Annotated in this window: 15 protein-coding genes; 4 read left to right on the top strand and 11 right to left on the bottom strand. The window is 39.8% G+C overall.

Annotated elements, in window-relative coordinates; all coding sequences use genetic code 11:
* Window positions 1-36: 36 nt before the first annotated feature.
* The 6 genes from LEP1GSC195_RS14235 to LEP1GSC195_RS14260 form a co-directional block, all read right to left on the bottom strand.
* Entirely contained in the window at window positions 37-360 is a 324-nt protein-coding gene (locus LEP1GSC195_RS14235; protein WP_015681029.1) for a DUF721 domain-containing protein, read from the bottom strand.
* A complete protein-coding gene (gene recF, locus LEP1GSC195_RS14240; protein ID WP_015682472.1) occupies window positions 357-1,460 on the bottom strand; it encodes a DNA replication/repair protein RecF in 1,104 nt (367 codons plus the stop codon). Before recF ends, LEP1GSC195_RS14235 begins: the two co-directional genes overlap by 4 nt.
* Window positions 1,460-2,578, bottom strand: a complete 1,119-nt coding sequence (gene dnaN, locus LEP1GSC195_RS14245; protein WP_015682002.1) for a DNA polymerase III subunit beta — start codon at window positions 2,576-2,578, stop codon at window positions 1,460-1,462. Before dnaN ends, recF begins: the two co-directional genes overlap by 1 nt.
* Before the next feature lie 246 nt (window positions 2,579-2,824).
* Window positions 2,825-4,150, bottom strand: a complete 1,326-nt coding sequence (dnaA, locus tag LEP1GSC195_RS14250; RefSeq protein WP_015682801.1) for a chromosomal replication initiator protein DnaA — start codon at window positions 4,148-4,150, stop codon at window positions 2,825-2,827.
* 174 nt (window positions 4,151-4,324) lie between these two features.
* Window positions 4,325-5,257 carry a hypothetical protein gene (locus tag LEP1GSC195_RS14255; RefSeq protein ID WP_015680916.1) on the bottom strand — a complete coding sequence of 311 codons (933 nt, stop codon included), beginning with the start codon at window positions 5,255-5,257 and terminating at the stop codon, window positions 4,325-4,327.
* A gap of 5 nt (window positions 5,258-5,262) precedes the next feature.
* The gene (locus LEP1GSC195_RS14260; protein ID WP_015681742.1) at window positions 5,263-6,186 is read right to left on the bottom strand and encodes a branched-chain amino acid transaminase; all 924 of its coding nucleotides are present in this window, start codon (window positions 6,184-6,186) and stop codon (window positions 5,263-5,265) included.
* A gap of 169 nt (window positions 6,187-6,355) precedes the next feature.
* Here LEP1GSC195_RS14260 and mnmG point away from each other — a divergent pair, with 169 nt between their 5' ends.
* Window positions 6,356-8,230, top strand: a complete 1,875-nt coding sequence (mnmG, locus tag LEP1GSC195_RS14265; protein WP_015680781.1) for a tRNA uridine-5-carboxymethylaminomethyl(34) synthesis enzyme MnmG — start codon at window positions 6,356-6,358, stop codon at window positions 8,228-8,230.
* Window positions 8,231-8,578: 348 nt separating this feature from the next.
* Here mnmG and LEP1GSC195_RS14270 read toward each other — a convergent pair whose 3' ends face one another.
* A complete protein-coding gene (locus LEP1GSC195_RS14270) occupies window positions 8,579-9,304 on the bottom strand; it encodes a hypothetical protein (RefSeq protein ID WP_015682497.1) in 726 nt (241 codons plus the stop codon).
* A 58-nt stretch (window positions 9,305-9,362) separates the two neighbouring features.
* On the opposite strand from LEP1GSC195_RS14270, the gene LEP1GSC195_RS14275 reads away from it, so the two are divergent.
* The 3 genes from LEP1GSC195_RS14275 to LEP1GSC195_RS14285 are packed head-to-tail and all read left to right on the top strand — an operon-like array spanning window position 9,363 to window position 11,761.
* Window positions 9,363-10,106: an RsmG family class I SAM-dependent methyltransferase gene (locus LEP1GSC195_RS14275; RefSeq protein ID WP_015682486.1), complete on the top strand. Its 744-nt coding sequence runs from the start codon at window positions 9,363-9,365 to the stop codon at window positions 10,104-10,106.
* Complete coding sequence (locus tag LEP1GSC195_RS14280; RefSeq protein WP_002972914.1) at window positions 10,099-10,860, top strand: ParA family protein; 762 nt, start codon at window positions 10,099-10,101, stop codon at window positions 10,858-10,860. The genes LEP1GSC195_RS14275 and LEP1GSC195_RS14280 overlap by 8 nt, the downstream gene beginning before the upstream one ends.
* 4 nt (window positions 10,861-10,864) lie before the next feature.
* On the top strand, window positions 10,865-11,761 hold the full coding sequence (locus tag LEP1GSC195_RS14285; protein WP_015682732.1) for a ParB/RepB/Spo0J family partition protein: 897 nt from the start codon (window positions 10,865-10,867) through the stop codon (window positions 11,759-11,761).
* On the opposite strand, the gene LEP1GSC195_RS14290 is transcribed toward LEP1GSC195_RS14285, so the two are convergent.
* Genes LEP1GSC195_RS14290 through LEP1GSC195_RS14305 form a run of 4 tightly spaced genes read right to left on the bottom strand, consistent with a single transcriptional unit; the run spans window position 11,735 to window position 15,381 of the window.
* Complete coding sequence (locus tag LEP1GSC195_RS14290) at window positions 11,735-13,555, bottom strand: ABC transporter transmembrane domain-containing protein (RefSeq protein ID WP_015682198.1); 1,821 nt, start codon at window positions 13,553-13,555, stop codon at window positions 11,735-11,737. The genes LEP1GSC195_RS14285 and LEP1GSC195_RS14290 overlap by 27 nt on opposite strands.
* Window positions 13,556-13,559: 4 nt before the next feature.
* The gene (locus LEP1GSC195_RS14295) at window positions 13,560-14,030 is read right to left on the bottom strand and encodes a YaaR family protein (protein ID WP_002980282.1); all 471 of its coding nucleotides are present in this window, start codon (window positions 14,028-14,030) and stop codon (window positions 13,560-13,562) included.
* Window positions 14,031-14,038: 8 nt separating this feature from the next.
* Window positions 14,039-14,392, bottom strand: coding sequence for a bactofilin family protein (locus LEP1GSC195_RS14300; RefSeq protein ID WP_002972551.1), 354 nt, complete (start codon window positions 14,390-14,392; stop codon window positions 14,039-14,041).
* Window positions 14,392-15,381: a M23 family metallopeptidase gene (locus tag LEP1GSC195_RS14305; RefSeq protein WP_002980319.1), complete on the bottom strand. Its 990-nt coding sequence runs from the start codon at window positions 15,379-15,381 to the stop codon at window positions 14,392-14,394. The genes LEP1GSC195_RS14300 and LEP1GSC195_RS14305 overlap by 1 nt, the downstream gene beginning before the upstream one ends.
* Between the last annotated feature and the right edge of the window lie 27 nt (window positions 15,382-15,408).

The following is a 15,408-nucleotide window of genomic DNA, read 5'->3' on the forward strand; positions in this document are numbered from 1 at the left end:
CGAACGGCAAGTGAAATCGGGGGGATTTAGGTGGCTTTAAGTCCTAGGATTTTGGAATTCGTTTCCCGTTTTGAAATGGATTTTCTCCAATAAAACCGGGTTCGTAATTGAGTTCACTTTGGTCAGAAGTTCGGCCTTTTGAAACTCTAATTCCTGGGAGATCATGGAGTGACGACAAACAACTGTGAGTTTTTTACCATCGATGGTTTTGGGAAAACTCTGTTTGCCAAAATACTCTCCCACGATCTCATTCCATTGTAAGCGGAGTTTTTTTAGGATCTGGTCCCGAAAGACTGCTTCCCGATCCATACCCATTTTTTCCAAACTTTGGAAGAGTTCTGAGAGTTCCACTTTCTTCATTTTGGCGAATACACCTTCACTTTGCCGTTTTCCACTTGGTAAATTTCTTTATCCAATGTTAGGTTCCCGACATATTCATTGATTCCTTCTAAATCTGTAGTGGTAAAAAATGCCTGTCCACATTCCGAAATCAAATTCACAAAATATTCTCTTCGTTTGACATCTAGTTCCCGAATGATGTCATCAATGAGAAGGACTGGCGCCTCTCCTGTAGTATCACGGATCATTTGAAAACAAGCGGTTTTTAGAGCAATGACGGCACTTCGCTTTTGCCCTTGGGATCCAAACCCACTGAGGTCCTTGTCATCAAATCCGATAGGAAGTGTATCCCTATGATTGCCGCAACTCGTGTAACCGATGGCTCTGTCTTTTCGCAAATTATCGATCAACCTTTGTCTATGCTCTTCTTTAGAGGATAGGTTTGGTTTATAAGTTAAAAAGAAGGGATCCTTTCCTGAACTTAACTGTTGTAAGTTTTTATGAAAATATCCAGAAAGACTTTCGATGGTTTTCGTTCGAATCTCTCGAATTTCCGCATCATGTTCGATGATGGGTTCATCCCAGATTCCAATTTCTCGATCTGTAGAATTTTCCTTTTTTAAAGCTGCGTTTCGTTGTTTGACAAGCCTATCATATTCAATGAGTTGTTTGAGATAATAACGGTTTGTGGAAGAGATAAAAGCATCTAAGAATCGTCTTCTTTCCACGTTCCCATCTTCAATGATGAGAATGTCTGGTGGACTCATCACAATCGAACGAAAGTATCCCACATAATCAGAAATCTTTTTAAACTCTTCCCCATTGACTTTTAATTTCTTTCGTTTGGAATAAGAATGTTCAATTCCGTATTCAAAAAGATATTCATTTCCTTCCGATTCAAATTCAGCCCGAATGAAAGTATCAGATGTCTCCCAACGAAGGAGTTGGTTTTGATCCGATTCACGAAAACTTTTTAAATAAGAAAGAAGGGAGATGGATTCTAGAAGGTTTGTCTTACCTTCTCCATTGTTGCCAATAAAAAAGATAAGACGTGATTGAAAAGTTAATGCTGTTTCTTCGTGATTACGAAAGTTCTTTATGTAAATCTTTTTTAGAAACATTAAAGTTTCATTGGCATGATAACGGAAACAAAATCACTATCCGAAGGATCTTTAAATAAAACTGGTGCGCTCGAAGTTGTGAACTCTAAAATCACTTCAGGATCATCCACAGCTTTTACCACATCACTCAAATAATCACCCTTAAAGGCAATGGTCATTGGTTCTCCACTGTATTCGATTGGCATGTTGTGATCAAACATCATAGTTCCTGGATTGGAAGAACTGATATTCACACTTCCTTTTGTAAAAGCCAAACGAATTTGTTTCGAAGGTTCTTCTGCAGAAATCAAAGCTTGTTTTAAAAAAGTTAAAAAGTCAGCTTTAACAACTCGAACAGACTCAGATGTTTGTTTAGGAATGACTTGTTCATAATCAGGAAAGTTCCCATCAATGAGTTTGAAGAGAAGCTCTACGTTTCCAGAAGAAACATAAATTTGTTCTTCTACAAAACCAATCTTTGCTGTTTCTTTCCCTTCCATCATTTTTAACATTTCACGAACTGCTTTGTGGGGAATGATCACACCATTTTTAAATGGAAATTGTTTTGGAAACTTACGCACAATTTTTGAAAGACGACGTCCATCGGTTCCCACAACAATCAAGTCTGTGTTATCCGGTTTCAAAAAAAGACCATTGAATACAAAACGAGTTTCTTCAATCGCCATCGCATAAGAAGTTTTACGAAACATCTCTCGAATGGTTTGGCAAGGAAACTCTACTACACTTGACTCATCTACTTTAGGAATGGTTTTGATATCTTCCGAATCGATACCATTCACTTTAAACTTAGTATCCATTTTTCCTGAAGCATCAGTGATAGTTGTCTCAGAATTTTCTGATTGGTCAGTTGTTGTAAGTAAACTTGTATCAAAGTTTAAATTTTTAAAAATACTGGAGAGTTGTTTTGCGGGCAATGATGCCGTTCCTTTTTCTCCAATGGTGGATGGAACAGAAGTTTTGATTGCGATTTCTAAATCTGTCGCAGAAAGATAAACTTCGTTATCGCCAGTTTGGATTTTCAAATTGGAAAGAGCCGACTTGATCTCTCGAACTGAGATGACACCATCCACTGAGTTGATTGCTTTTAGGAAGTCTGTAGTATTGACAGTGAATTTCATTTTTCCTCTTCTTCTTATTTATATTATATATCTTTATATATATTATGTCGTTTCCGTTGGTTCTGTCAGTATGTCGATAAAGCCTGGAAACATCAATTTTTATTGAATTATGTCAGTTTTTTTCCTTTTTGCAAGTGTCAATATTTATGTCGCTTTGAACAGTTAAGACGACTCTTAGGCGACAATAAGGACTGACTATGTCCTATCGACAGTTTATCGACAGGTTGCAATCGGGTTAGTTACAGGTTATTGGAAACTTATCTTGTGTTTGATGGAGTGGAAAATGTCTTCCCATTGCGGGTCCGTTTTCGTCCGTTCTTTAAACTTATCGATTCCGTGGATGACAGTGGAGTGCGTGGTCGAAAAAATTCTGCCAATTTGCGCCTTTGGAACATGGAGGACATCGTGAAGGAGGAGCATACACAAATGCCTAGGTGGGATAAAATCGGCCTTTCGGCTCTTCCCTAGTAAGTCTTTGCGGGCTACATTTGTTCTTTCACAAACCAAATCAATGACCATGTCGGGGCTGAACCCAATTCTCTTTTTATTCGTGAGAAATCGGGCTTCTGCTATTTCCTGAATTTTCTCTTCCGTGAGTAAAAAGTATTCATAGGCTTTTTTGTACAGAACCAAATCATTCACAATGCCAATGAGGGCCCTGGAATCACCTTCTAAACGTTCGGCGAGCCAAAGGAGAAGTTTGTCACTGGCAGGAATATTGAATTCGGAAAAATTAGCGCGTAAAAGTTCGATGCGAAGGGCTAGGTCATGGGATTTGACATCCGCCTGGAGACCATGCACAAATCGGGATTTGAGCCTTTCGTGTAACGGAAGTTCGTAACTTGGCCTATCCGATGCGATGACAATCTGACGTTTTCTATCATAAAGGAAATTAAATAGGGCAAAAAACTCCTCTTGGGTTTTTTCAGCTCCCCCATTCAAAAACTGAATGTCATCAAAGAGTAAAACATTATAAGACTGGTAACGAATTTTAAATGATTCGAGTGACTCGCGGTTGTTTTGGCGAACCGTAAAAATAAACTCATTCAAAAATGAGGTGCTGTTCACATAACGAACTGTTTTCCATGGATCCTTTTTTTTGATCTCGTTTCCGATAGCATGAAGTAAATGTGTTTTTCCAACACCCACTGGGCCAAAGATATAGAGTGGATTGTATTTTCCTGGTTGCTCAGCTACACTTTTGGCCGCTGTAAAAGCAATCCGGTTGGAATCAGAAGTAATATAATTACTAAAAATAAACTCTGGATTTAAGTCCGAGTCAGATTCATCGAATTTTGACTGGATGACTTCCTTGAAAATTTGTGTGGAGGCCTCCGATTCTGCAAGAATGGATACTCGAAGACGATCACCTATTACTTGATAGACGGCATCTTCTATGAAACTGATATACTTGGTTTCCACATGGCGTTTGATTCCCGTGGACGGAGCTGTCAAATGCACCATTTGGTTTTCTGATTTCTCAAATCGGAGTGGCGCAATGAAATTGGAAAAGTACTTGGGAGGTATCTGTTTCGATATTTCTTCTAAAATTTCTTCCCAACGTATGTCCAAGTTTCCCGCCCTAAATGTGAAATCGGGTACTATACTTTTAGCAAGTAGGTAGAATTCAAATGAAAAATCGAGAAACGATCCAAACTAGAAAAAATAGTCGACGTTGATAAAAAAATTATGTCTCTAAAAGTATTTTTGGGTTTTGATCGATTATTGTTTGTTAGGTGTTCTTTATTAAGTAGCCAGTCTTAAAAAAAGTTGTGATAAAAGAACATACTCAAGTGCAGGAATTTCATAATGTAGCTTCATTTTGAAATCAAGGATGGCTTCGATTCGCCCTACGTTGGCTTCAAAGTTTTTTTGTCTGTATTCATAGAGAAGTAAAAGACAAATCATCTCTAAAAAATCAATACCAGTAAGCCCTTCTTTGCTAGCTCGAAATTCTCCTAACTGGTCGCGCACCCAATTCTCCAATTTGAATAACAAAATGGAATCATGGCAATGTTCTCTCACGTTCTCATGCCACTCTTCCAAAAATTCATCTGAGATTTCAAATGGATTGAGTGATCCACCATAGTAAAGTTTGGATTCAGAAATTTCATTTCTACGAATCTTTTTGATTTCCTCTTGGGGGAGATAGTTGAATGGAATACAAACGGATCGTGATACAATGGTTTGTTTTAAATTTCGTAAGTCATTGACGATGAGGATAAACTTTGTATGTGGAGGAGGTTCTTCTAAAGTTTTTAGAAGTGTGGTTTCTGCTTCATTTCCTATGCGGTTGGCTTCGGGAAATAAAACCACCCGGTAATCTGAAGTATGAGGTTTGTAAGGAATCCGTGAGGACAATAGCCAACGGATGGTGAAGTCTTCTGGATCTTTTTCTTTTCCAATCGCAATGTTTTTTCTTCGGGGAAATTGAATGAAGTCGGGATGGACTCCTTTCATAAATTGGCGGCAAGAATCACAAACTCCACAAGAGGTTCCTTCCAAACAAAGAAGTTGTCTTGCAAATCTTTCTGCGGCAATCCACTTCCCTACTCCATCAGGACCGTGAAAGATAATCGATCCTGGAATTCTGGATCTATCTTTTACAAAAGATTTTAAGTAGGTCAGTGCAACATCTTGGCCTGACACTTGGTCGAAGGAAAACAAAGTATCAGACATAGTGATTAGTATACCGGAGTGAGCCAGCTCATGTAATTCGGTTGTTCGCCGCGAACCGCTTCAAAGAAAATCGATTGGATTTTTTTTGTGATGGGACCTATGTTTCCATCTCCAATGATTCTTCGATCCACTTCTTTCACCCAAGCCACTTGCACACCAGTGCCTGAAAAAAATAATTCATCAGAAATGTATAGCTCCGAACGAGCGATGTCTCTTTCGACTACTTGGATTCCTAAGTCTTTTGCAATTTGAATGATACTGCGACGAGTGATACCTTCTAAGATGGAAGAAGGAATGGTTGGTGTATGGATCACTCCATCCCGAACGATAAAAAGATTTTCTGCTGATCCTTCGGATACAAATCCTCTCGCATCCAAAAAGATGGCTTCGTCCATTCCATTTTGAACCGCTTCTGATTTTGCAAGAGCAGAGTTTACATACCCACCACTGACTTTCGAAAGAGTGGGGATTTGGTTATCGGAAAATCTTTGCCAAGAAGAAACAATTGTTGTAAGACCATTTTGTGTGTCGAGGTAGTCATCCAACTTCAAAGCATAAACAGTGATGTCAGCTTTTACATCATGAAATCTTGGAGAAAGTTGTAAGGCAGAAGTATAAATAAAAGGTCTGAGATACACGTTTTGTTTTGCTTCATTTTTTCGAAGTAGATCCAAAATGATGGATTGGATTTCTTCAGGTGTGATTTTGATTTGAAGCTGCATGATCTTTGTGGAGTTCACAAGTCTCTTGCAGTGTTCCGGCAATCGAAAGACATAGAGATTTTTTTTCGCTTCGTTGTAGTATCCACGGATTCCACCAAAAACGCCGGTTCCATATTGTAAGGCATGGGTTTGGACACTGACTTTCGCGTCTTCGGAAGGAACGATCTTTCCTTCAAAGTATGTATAAGGGAATGAATTCTGAGCCATTGAGATTCCTATCACTCCAATCTTCTGAAGTTTCAAAATTAGAAAATGAATTTTATCTTTTTTTCTCTCGAAGCTTAGGCCGTTGGTTTTGATATCGTTCTAAAGAGTAGATCAGGAATGATTACTCGCACTCGTTTTTGATACGAACGAATACTTAAGAAGACATAATATGAATCCATCCTTTTATCCCAACCAATTTGATTGTATCGTTGTCGGCGCAGGCCATGCCGGATCAGAAGCTGCCTACATTTCTGCTAAGGCTGGTCTCAAAACTCTCCTCATCACAATGAACTTAGATACCATCGGGCAGATGAGTTGTAATCCTGCGATTGGTGGAATTGCCAAAGGACATATGGTTCGCGAAGTCGATGCCCTCGGTGGACTTATGGGCCGAGTGATCGATCAAACTGGAATTCAATTTAAGATGTTAAACACATCCAAAGGTCCTTCGGTATGGGCACCTCGCGCGCAAGCGGAGAAAAAACAATACCAACTGATGGTCAAACACCAGTTGGAAAAATTAAAAACACTCTCCATCCGACAAGACACAGTGGAGGATTTGATTGTGGAAGGAAACCAAGTGACCGGTGTCATCACTGGTCGTGGTTTTACATTTTATACCAATCATGTGATCCTAACGACAGGAACTTTTTTATCCAGTGTGATTCATATTGGAACTTACCAAAAAGAATCTGGCCGGATTGGTGAGCCAACGACTAAGGGACTTTCGCACACACTGGCACGTTTTGAATTGCGACTGGGAAGATTAAAAACAGGAACACCGGCTCGTGTTCATAAAAACTCTATCAACTTTGATGGACTAGATGTACAAGAGGGAGATGAGAACCCGCGTCCATTTTCTTTTTCCACAAAGAAGATCGATCGCAAACAAATTCCTTGTTACATCACTTATACCAACGACACCACTCATGAACTGATCAAACAAAACTTAGAATACTCTCCTATGTATTCCGGTCAGATCAAAAGTATTGGTCCCAGATATTGTCCTTCCATTGAAGACAAAGTAGTTCGCTTCGCTGAAAGAGATCGTCACCAAATTTTTATCGAACCCGAAGGTTATGAAACCAATGAGATGTATCTGAATGGTGTCTCCACAAGTTTGCCCGAGGAAGTGCAGTGGAAGTTTCTTCGCAGTATCAAAGGTTTGGAAGAAGTAGAACTCATGCGTCCGGGTTATGCCATCGAATATGATTTTGTGGATCCAACAGAACTAAACCCAACTCTGGAGACAAAGAAAGTCAAAGGCCTTTATCACGCAGGACAAATCAATGGCACTACAGGTTACGAAGAAGCTGCAGCCCAAGGGCTGGTTGCTGCCTACAATGTGATTCGTTCTGTTCGAAAAGAAGAGCCCATTCTTTTCAAACGCAGTGAATCTTATATCGGAGTTCTTGTGGATGATTTGGTTTATAAGGGAGTGGAAGATCCCTACCGAATGTTTACCAGTCGTGCAGAATATCGCCTACTCCTTCGCCAAGATAATGCGGATCGAAGACTCATGCAGTATGGATATGAGATGGGACTTGTGGACGAGTCTCTCTATATGGATATGAAAGATCGTTACGCACGGATTGAAAAAATCAAATCACAGATGTTTGTGACTTCGATGAAACCTACCGAAGAACTTACGAAAGTTTTGGAAGAACGGAAGATTGAAAATTATAAATTCGGTCATACCGTGGCTTCGTTTTTAAAACGATCCGATATCAAAATCAAAGATATCGAACCGATTCTTTCTGACCTTGAATCTTTGAACGAAGATGAAAAGGCAGTTTTGGAAATGGAAGTCAAATACGAAGGATATCTGAAACGTGAGTTGGAAACCATCGAGTATCGTAATAAGTTTTTAAACTTTCAGATCCCTTCTGATTTTGATTATGCCAGTGTGAAAGGTTTGAAGACTGAAGCTGTGGTGAAGTTAGAAAAACATCGACCTTTGAATTTAGAAAATGCTCTTCATATCTCTGGTGTGGATCCTTCCGATGTAGATCTATTACTTTATCATTTGGTGGACAGACGATAACAAAAACCAAAAGACCAACCTGCGCAAATTAAAAAACCAAGAAGGACTCCCCTCTTGGTTTTTCTTTATCCTCTTTGAATCTAATTCCTGAATCAAAAATTTCACGCTGCATCCAGAAACTAAATGGCTTGTTTTCAAAAACCCATGAACTGAAACTTTATGCTTCACAAGAGTTACTTTAGAAGTTCCTAAAATCAAACTTTGAATTCAGCTAAATCGTTTTGTCTTTTGCTTTGAGTATCACGCGATCTTAAAAGTCAGATTGCTGATCTCAGTTCCTAATTTTTAAATCGGCTCTGACTGTCTGGCGATTTTCAAAATGATCCGTGGAGACAAGGTTCAATGTTTTTAGTCGTAAACAAGTACGTGAGTCTTTTCCAGGATCCAATTGTCCCCTTGTTTCACGTGAAACGAATGGGACTCCAAAATTCCATCAGCTTTGTATTTGAGTTTATGAACCCGACGGCTTTCTCCCTGAAAGAATTCTCTTTCTACAAGATTTCCCTTTGCATCAAACTTGAAATGAATTTCACCAAGACCTTTTTTCTTATCATCAGTTAGGTATTGGATTTGAACATTGGGATGTTTCGGATCGATTTGAAAGCGAAAGGATTCATTGTCTTTAGTTTCTAAGTTTTTACCTTCTGCGGCAAAAACATTTCCTTCTCCATCACTCTCAATGGAATAAACAATGAGTAATCGTCCTTCTCCATCTTTGACATTCATTTTTTTCAGAGCACGACCTTTGAATTGAAAATCTTTTCTCTCAACAAGATGGCCACCGTTGTCATAGACTTCTTCACTAGAGATGAGTCCATCGGTGTAACGAAAAGTTGTCTTTCCATCCCCTTTCCCTTCTTTATCTGAATAAGTTTCGCTGATCAACTTTCCATCAGTGTTGTATTCATACTCAGCGACATAAACCACCTGTCCTTCTGCGTTGCGGACGATTTCTTTAGTCGGAACTTTCTTAATTTTTTTGAAAAGGTATGCATCTTTGTGGGACCACTTGCCGGGAGTGTAACCTAAAATGGGAAAGGAAAGGATGATTAAAAAACTAATGATTCGAATCATGGAAAAGAGTTCTCCTACTGGAGACATCGGCGAATTCATTTAAAACGATAACGAGATTATGTCAGAAAAAACGATCCAAGAAGAAATCCAAGCCATCATCCCTACCCTATTCCCATCTCTCGAACCTGAGTTTGATTGGGAACTAGTGAAGAATTTTTATGAGTTTCTGAAACGAGATAATGAGAAGGGAGGATTCTTTTCTCGAAATGATTCTGAGAAAATACTAGAGAGACATATTCTGGAATCGATGATCTATGTTTGGAAACTAAAAAGCACTGGATATGTTTCACGTGAAACAAACGTGGCCGATGTAGGAACAGGGCCCGGGCTTCCCGGTTTTCTTTTTGCCCTTTTGAAAAAAGCACCGCATGTCTTTCTCGTTGATTCTCAGAAACGCAAACTGGCACTTTTAGAAACTGAAATAGAAAGTGGAAGTCTTGCTAAAGTGAAAAAGCGAGTCGAGTTTATCTACGCACGCACCGAGGAGATCAATTCCAATTTTGACGTGGTCACTTCGAGAGCGATGGTTCCTTACCCATACATAGCGGAAGTGACGGCACGGATGGTGAAACAAAAAGGAATCTTATGTCCCTTCCTTGCACAACCCTACCAAGATTTGGAGAAAGAAACAGAGGTTCTCACCAACAATGGTTTCTATTTGAAAAAAGAAATTCCCATTCCCGAATTAGAGTTTGTGGGAAAGAGACATATCAAAATACTGCAAAAGAATTCCCTTCCTAAAAAGGGATACCCCCGCGACTGGAAAGAAATCGTAAAGGAGACTAAAAGCAAGAATGGGTAAAATCGTTTCTATCAGTAACCAAAAAGGTGGAGTCGGTAAAACGACCACAGCGATTAACTTGGCATCCAATCTTGTTGATTTGGGAAAGAAAGTTCTTCTTCTCGATATTGATCCGCAAGGAAACTCAGGCTCAGGTCTTGGGTTGGAAGTGCAGTCCTTACATAAAACTACTTATGAAGTTTTGATTGGAGAACTCTCTGCAAGAGAAGCTGTCCAAAAAACTTTCGTAAACAATTTAGATATCATTCCTTCGAACATCAACCTTTCGGGTTTGGAAGTCGACTTCCTTGGAATGGATAAGAAGGAATTTAAATTGAAAGATGCTTTGGCTTCGATCAAAGAATCTTATGATTATATTTTAATCGATTGTCCCCCTTCTCTCGGTGTGCTCACTATCAATGCTCTTTGTGCTTCGCAGTCAGTGATGATCACTTTACAAACAGAATACTTTGCACTCGAAGGACTCTCGCAGTTGATGAGAATTATTTCTCTCGTGCAGTCACAGTGGAATCCTTCTCTGGCACTGGAAGGTGTTCTCCTTACGATGTATGACAAACGAACCAACTTAGCAAACCAAGTAGCAGAAGATGTTCGTAACTACTTCAAAGAAAAAGTTTATGAAACTGTCATTCCGCGAAATGTAAAATTATCAGAAGCACCGTCCTTTGGAAAACCGATCAACTACTATGATCCAGATGGTGTGGGTGCTAAAAGTTATAAAAGTTTAGCGGAAGAAATTGTAGGGAAGGCATAAGGTTATGGCACTCGGCAAAGGTAAAGTTTTAGGAAGAGGACTTGGGAATTTAATTCCTGTAAATGAAAACAATGTTGAGATCTCTAAAGAGGAACTGAGCGGTCTTAGAGAAATCAAAGTCACAGAAATTTTACCAAACCCGCACCAACCAAGAAAACAATTTTCGGATGCCTCTATCCAAGAACTTTCGAACACTATCGTTGAACATGGAGTGATCCAGCCCATCGTTGTACAAAAGAATCCTTCTGGTTCTGGATTTCTTTTGGTAGCAGGTGAGAGAAGACTTCGAGCTTGTAAACTCGCAGGCTTTGCAAAAATACCTGCGATTGTTCGTGACATATCCGAAGCGGATATGATGGAACTAGCTCTGATTGAAAACATCCAAAGAGAAAATCTAAATCCCATGGATGAAGCTTTGGCTTACCAAGCAATCATCGACAAACGCGGGTTAAAGGTAACAGACCTTGCCACTCGTGTGGGAAAAAACCGGGCGACCATTTCCAATTTGATCCGGCTATTGTCTTTACCCAAACCGTTACAGGACTTGGTGAAAGAAGGGAAACTTTCCGAAGGCCAAGCTCGTCCCCTTCTCTCCATACCCGATTCTAAAAAACAATTAGAAGTAGGACAAAAGGTAATCTCCGAAGGATGGAATGTTCGTGAGGTAGAAAACTATGTTTCTAATCTTTTGAACCCTGATAAAAAATCAAAGTCTGCTTCTGTTGGTCCAGATAAACGCGACGGCAGTATCGTAAAGTTAGAGACAAAACTCAGAAACAAATATAGTTCCAAAGTGGAAGTCTCTCACAATGAAACGAACGGAAAAGGAAAGATTGTTTTCTCTTATGCGAACTTAAGTGATATGGAAAGAATCTTAGAGCAGCTCGGTGTGAAACTGTAGTTTCGCTAACCGGTCATACAATTCACTTTTTCTAATGAGTTCGTCATGGGTTCCGGCGGACTCGATCTCTCCTTCTTTGATTACCACAATCTGATCCGACTTCACCACTGTGGAAAGTCTATGCGCGATCATGATAGTAGTTCTTTCCTTCACTAAAAAGTCCAAAGCTCGTTGGATCATTTGTTCCGATTCTGAATCGAGAGCAGAAGTCGCTTCATCTAAAAGTAGAATCCTTGGATTCCGAAGTATGGCCCTTGCAATCGCAATTCGTTGTTTTTGTCCCCCGGACAGCCTTGTTCCTAAATGTCCTAAATTACTTTCGTATCCATCGGGAAGTTGGTTTAGAAATTCTGTTACGTAGGCATTCTCTGCTGCTATCTCAATTTCTTCAAAACTAGCATTTGGTTTTCCATAGGCGATGTTCTCTCGTAAGGTCCCACTAAAAAGAATGGGTTGTTGTGGAACAAAACCAATCAGAGAGCGTAAATCTTTTAAACTTAGATCTTTTAGGTCGACACCTTCGATAAGAATCTTTCCTTCCGTGGGATCATAGAACCGAAGGATGAGTTCAAAGAGTGTGCTCTTTCCACCACCAGAAGGACCAACTAAAGCAGTGGTTTTGTTTGCAGGAATTTCTAAATGGATGCCTCGAATGGCTTTATGATCCGGACGGGATGGATACGAAAACTGCAGATGCTCTAAATTAATTTTTAGTCCTTTTTGTTTAGAAGAACCATTCAGAGATCCGTTTCCTTCGTTTGGAAAAAGGATGTTTGCGATAGGTTTAGGAAATTGTGGATCTTTGATTTCTGATTCTGATAAAAGAAGTTCCATCAAACGTTCAGTAGCTCCGGCAGCTCTTTGTAAATCCCCAAGCACTTCTGAAACAGCACCGACACTATTAGCAACCATGATCGCATAAAAAGAAAATGCGATGAGTTCCCCACCAGTGATTTTTCCTTCTAATACATCCGTTCCCCCAATCCATAACATCACACTGATTCCTGTGAGTATAAATAGAATCACAGCTGCGATTAGAAGTGCTCTTTGTTTGATTCGTGCGACGGCGACATCGAATGCGGCTTCTACCGTATGAGTGAATTTTTGAATGTCTTCTTCTTGGTGGTGGAAGGATTGCAGGATTTTGATATTAAGAAGGGATTCACTGACGTAGGTTCCAATACTTGCAATTTTATCCTGCGTGCTGCGGGAAAGATTGCGTACCCTTTTCCCGTAATACAAAATCGGAAACACAATGAAAGGAACACTGAGAAGTACGATCATAGAGAGTTTGGCATTGGTGATAAAAAGAAAAATGATTCCCCCCACAAACATCAAGATATTGCGTAGGGCGATCGATGCGGAAGATCCAATCACAGTTTGGATTAGAGTGGTATCGGTTGTGATGCGGGACTGGATTTCTCCCGGTGAATTGATTTCAAAAAAACTGGGATGGATGAAAATGATATGTTTGAATACGTCTCTTCGAATGTCAGAAGCAACACGCTCTCCAATCCAAGAGACTGTGTAATGACGAATGTAGGTTCCAATCGCAAGAAAGATCCCAACTAAAATAATAAAGGCAAGAGAATAACCTAATTCTTGTTTGGATCTAGCAGAAAAACCCGCATCCACCAAATGGCGTAAACCCTGCCCCAGTCCCAAGGTGACGCCTGCGGTAAAAAGCAAGGCAAAGGAAGAAAGGGCCATTTGGAATCTGTAGGGTTTGAGGTAAGAAAAAGTTTTAGAGAGAACGCGGATGTTTTTAGATTTTGGTCGGTCTGGAGTTTGCAAAGAATTATCCTTTTAGATCAATAAGTAGACCTCTGATTTCATCTAATTGTTTCAAAATCACGAACGCACTGTTGTTTGGGGAGAACATAGTTTTTGCAAGTAAGTCCAATTTTTCATCCACGACTTTTACATATCGGACATCCTTTTGGTCATTTCGTCCGCGTTGTGGGGCTTGCATCACTTTGTAGTTTTTTTTGAGAATGAGTTCGGCTATTTGTTTGATGTGTTTTTTATAAGATTCGAGGTTTTTGTGATTTGGATCTTTGATGAGTTCTTTTTCTAAATCAGGAAGATCTTTCCAGAGTTCGTTCAGTTCTCTCGTTTCCTCTTTTCCTGCAGGAACGATGGATTCTAAAATATCTAAAAAACTTTGTTTAGATTCATCAACTGGACCAAGGGAACCTGAGAGTTTTTCTTTGGAACCCTTCTTTGCCTGAGTGGATACCGACTTAGGATTGTTGTTTTGGATGATCATAAACCCGCCTAATGACGAGTGGGGTTAATCGTGCATTTTCCGTGGAACACTACTCCTTCTTCTACGATTAGGCGAGGAGTGACAATGTCCCCTTCTAATCGGCAGCTGGAAAGTAATGTAACTCGTTCTGTTGCATAGATGTTTCCGCGGATTTCTCCTCCGGCAACGACCACACGTGCTTTGATATCTGTATCGACGATTCCAGACTTTCCTATAAGTACCTTTCCGGTGGTTTCGAGAACTCCTCGAAATTTTCCATCGATACGAATGAGTCCAGGGAATTTGAATTCGCCTACAAACTCGGCGCCTTCCCCAATGATGCTATTAACTAAAAATTCTTCTTCTGTAGATGGATTGGACATTATTCTTGAATTTGGTTGAGAAACGAAAATGGATTCAACGCTTGGGTACCAACATGTACTTCATAATGAAGATGGTAAATCGGATTTTCTGGAGATTTTCCAACATAACCTAGAATGTCACCCTTGGAGAGTTTTTCATTTTTCTTAACACGAATTCTATCGAGATTGGAGTAGATTGTTTTCCATCCAAACTTGTGAGATAATTTTACGTAATATCCTGTAGCTGGAGAGTATCCTGTATCGAATACGATACCGGGAGCAGTGGCAATGACTTCCGCACCGGGAAAGGATCCTATGTCCAATCCTCGATTTACTTCTTCTTTACCGGTGACGGGGGAAATGTAATTTCCAAATGGAAACAATACATATCCTTTCGTTGGCCAAATGGAAGGAGTATTTCGAATGATACTCTTTCTTTTTTTGATGAGTTTGATGATCTCTTCTGAAAGTTCTGAAGATAACTTTAAATTATGTATGTCTTCTTTGATTCTGAAGGATTCATCTGTAATGTCAGATTGCGGTGTTCCTTGTAATGCGAGGAATTGTCCTGCTTGTCCGCCCATCCCTTTAGAAACGCGAGAGGGATCTCCACCTAATTTAATGTAGAGGTTCGATATCCTTTCGTAGTAGTATTGGATGGTTTCGTGAAGAGAGTTTACTTCTTCCTTCATCTTTGAGGATTGTCTGATAAAGTCTTTGTTCGTTAAATTGAGTTCTGTGAGTTGGTGGATGGATCCACTATGTGATAAAACATTCACAGCACTGATCACAAGAAGGATGACCATAATCCCAATAAAGATGGAAATGGCTTTGTAGGAGATGACAAAGTTTATGGTTTTGCGGTCTGTGTGAGGAATGACCATAATGGTCAGGCGTTCACGGCCTTTTTTGTCAAGATCCTCATAACGTTGGGATAACTTAAGCTTCCATTCCTGGACTTTATACCGCAAACGGTAGAAAATTAAATGTAGTCTTTGTTTTACTTCCACGTTCTTTCGAGACCTTCGACTATTTAA

It is taken from the genome of Leptospira wolbachii serovar Codice str. CDC (genome assembly GCF_000332515.2).
Lineage (GTDB): Bacteria > Spirochaetota > Leptospiria > Leptospirales > Leptospiraceae > Leptospira_A > Leptospira_A wolbachii.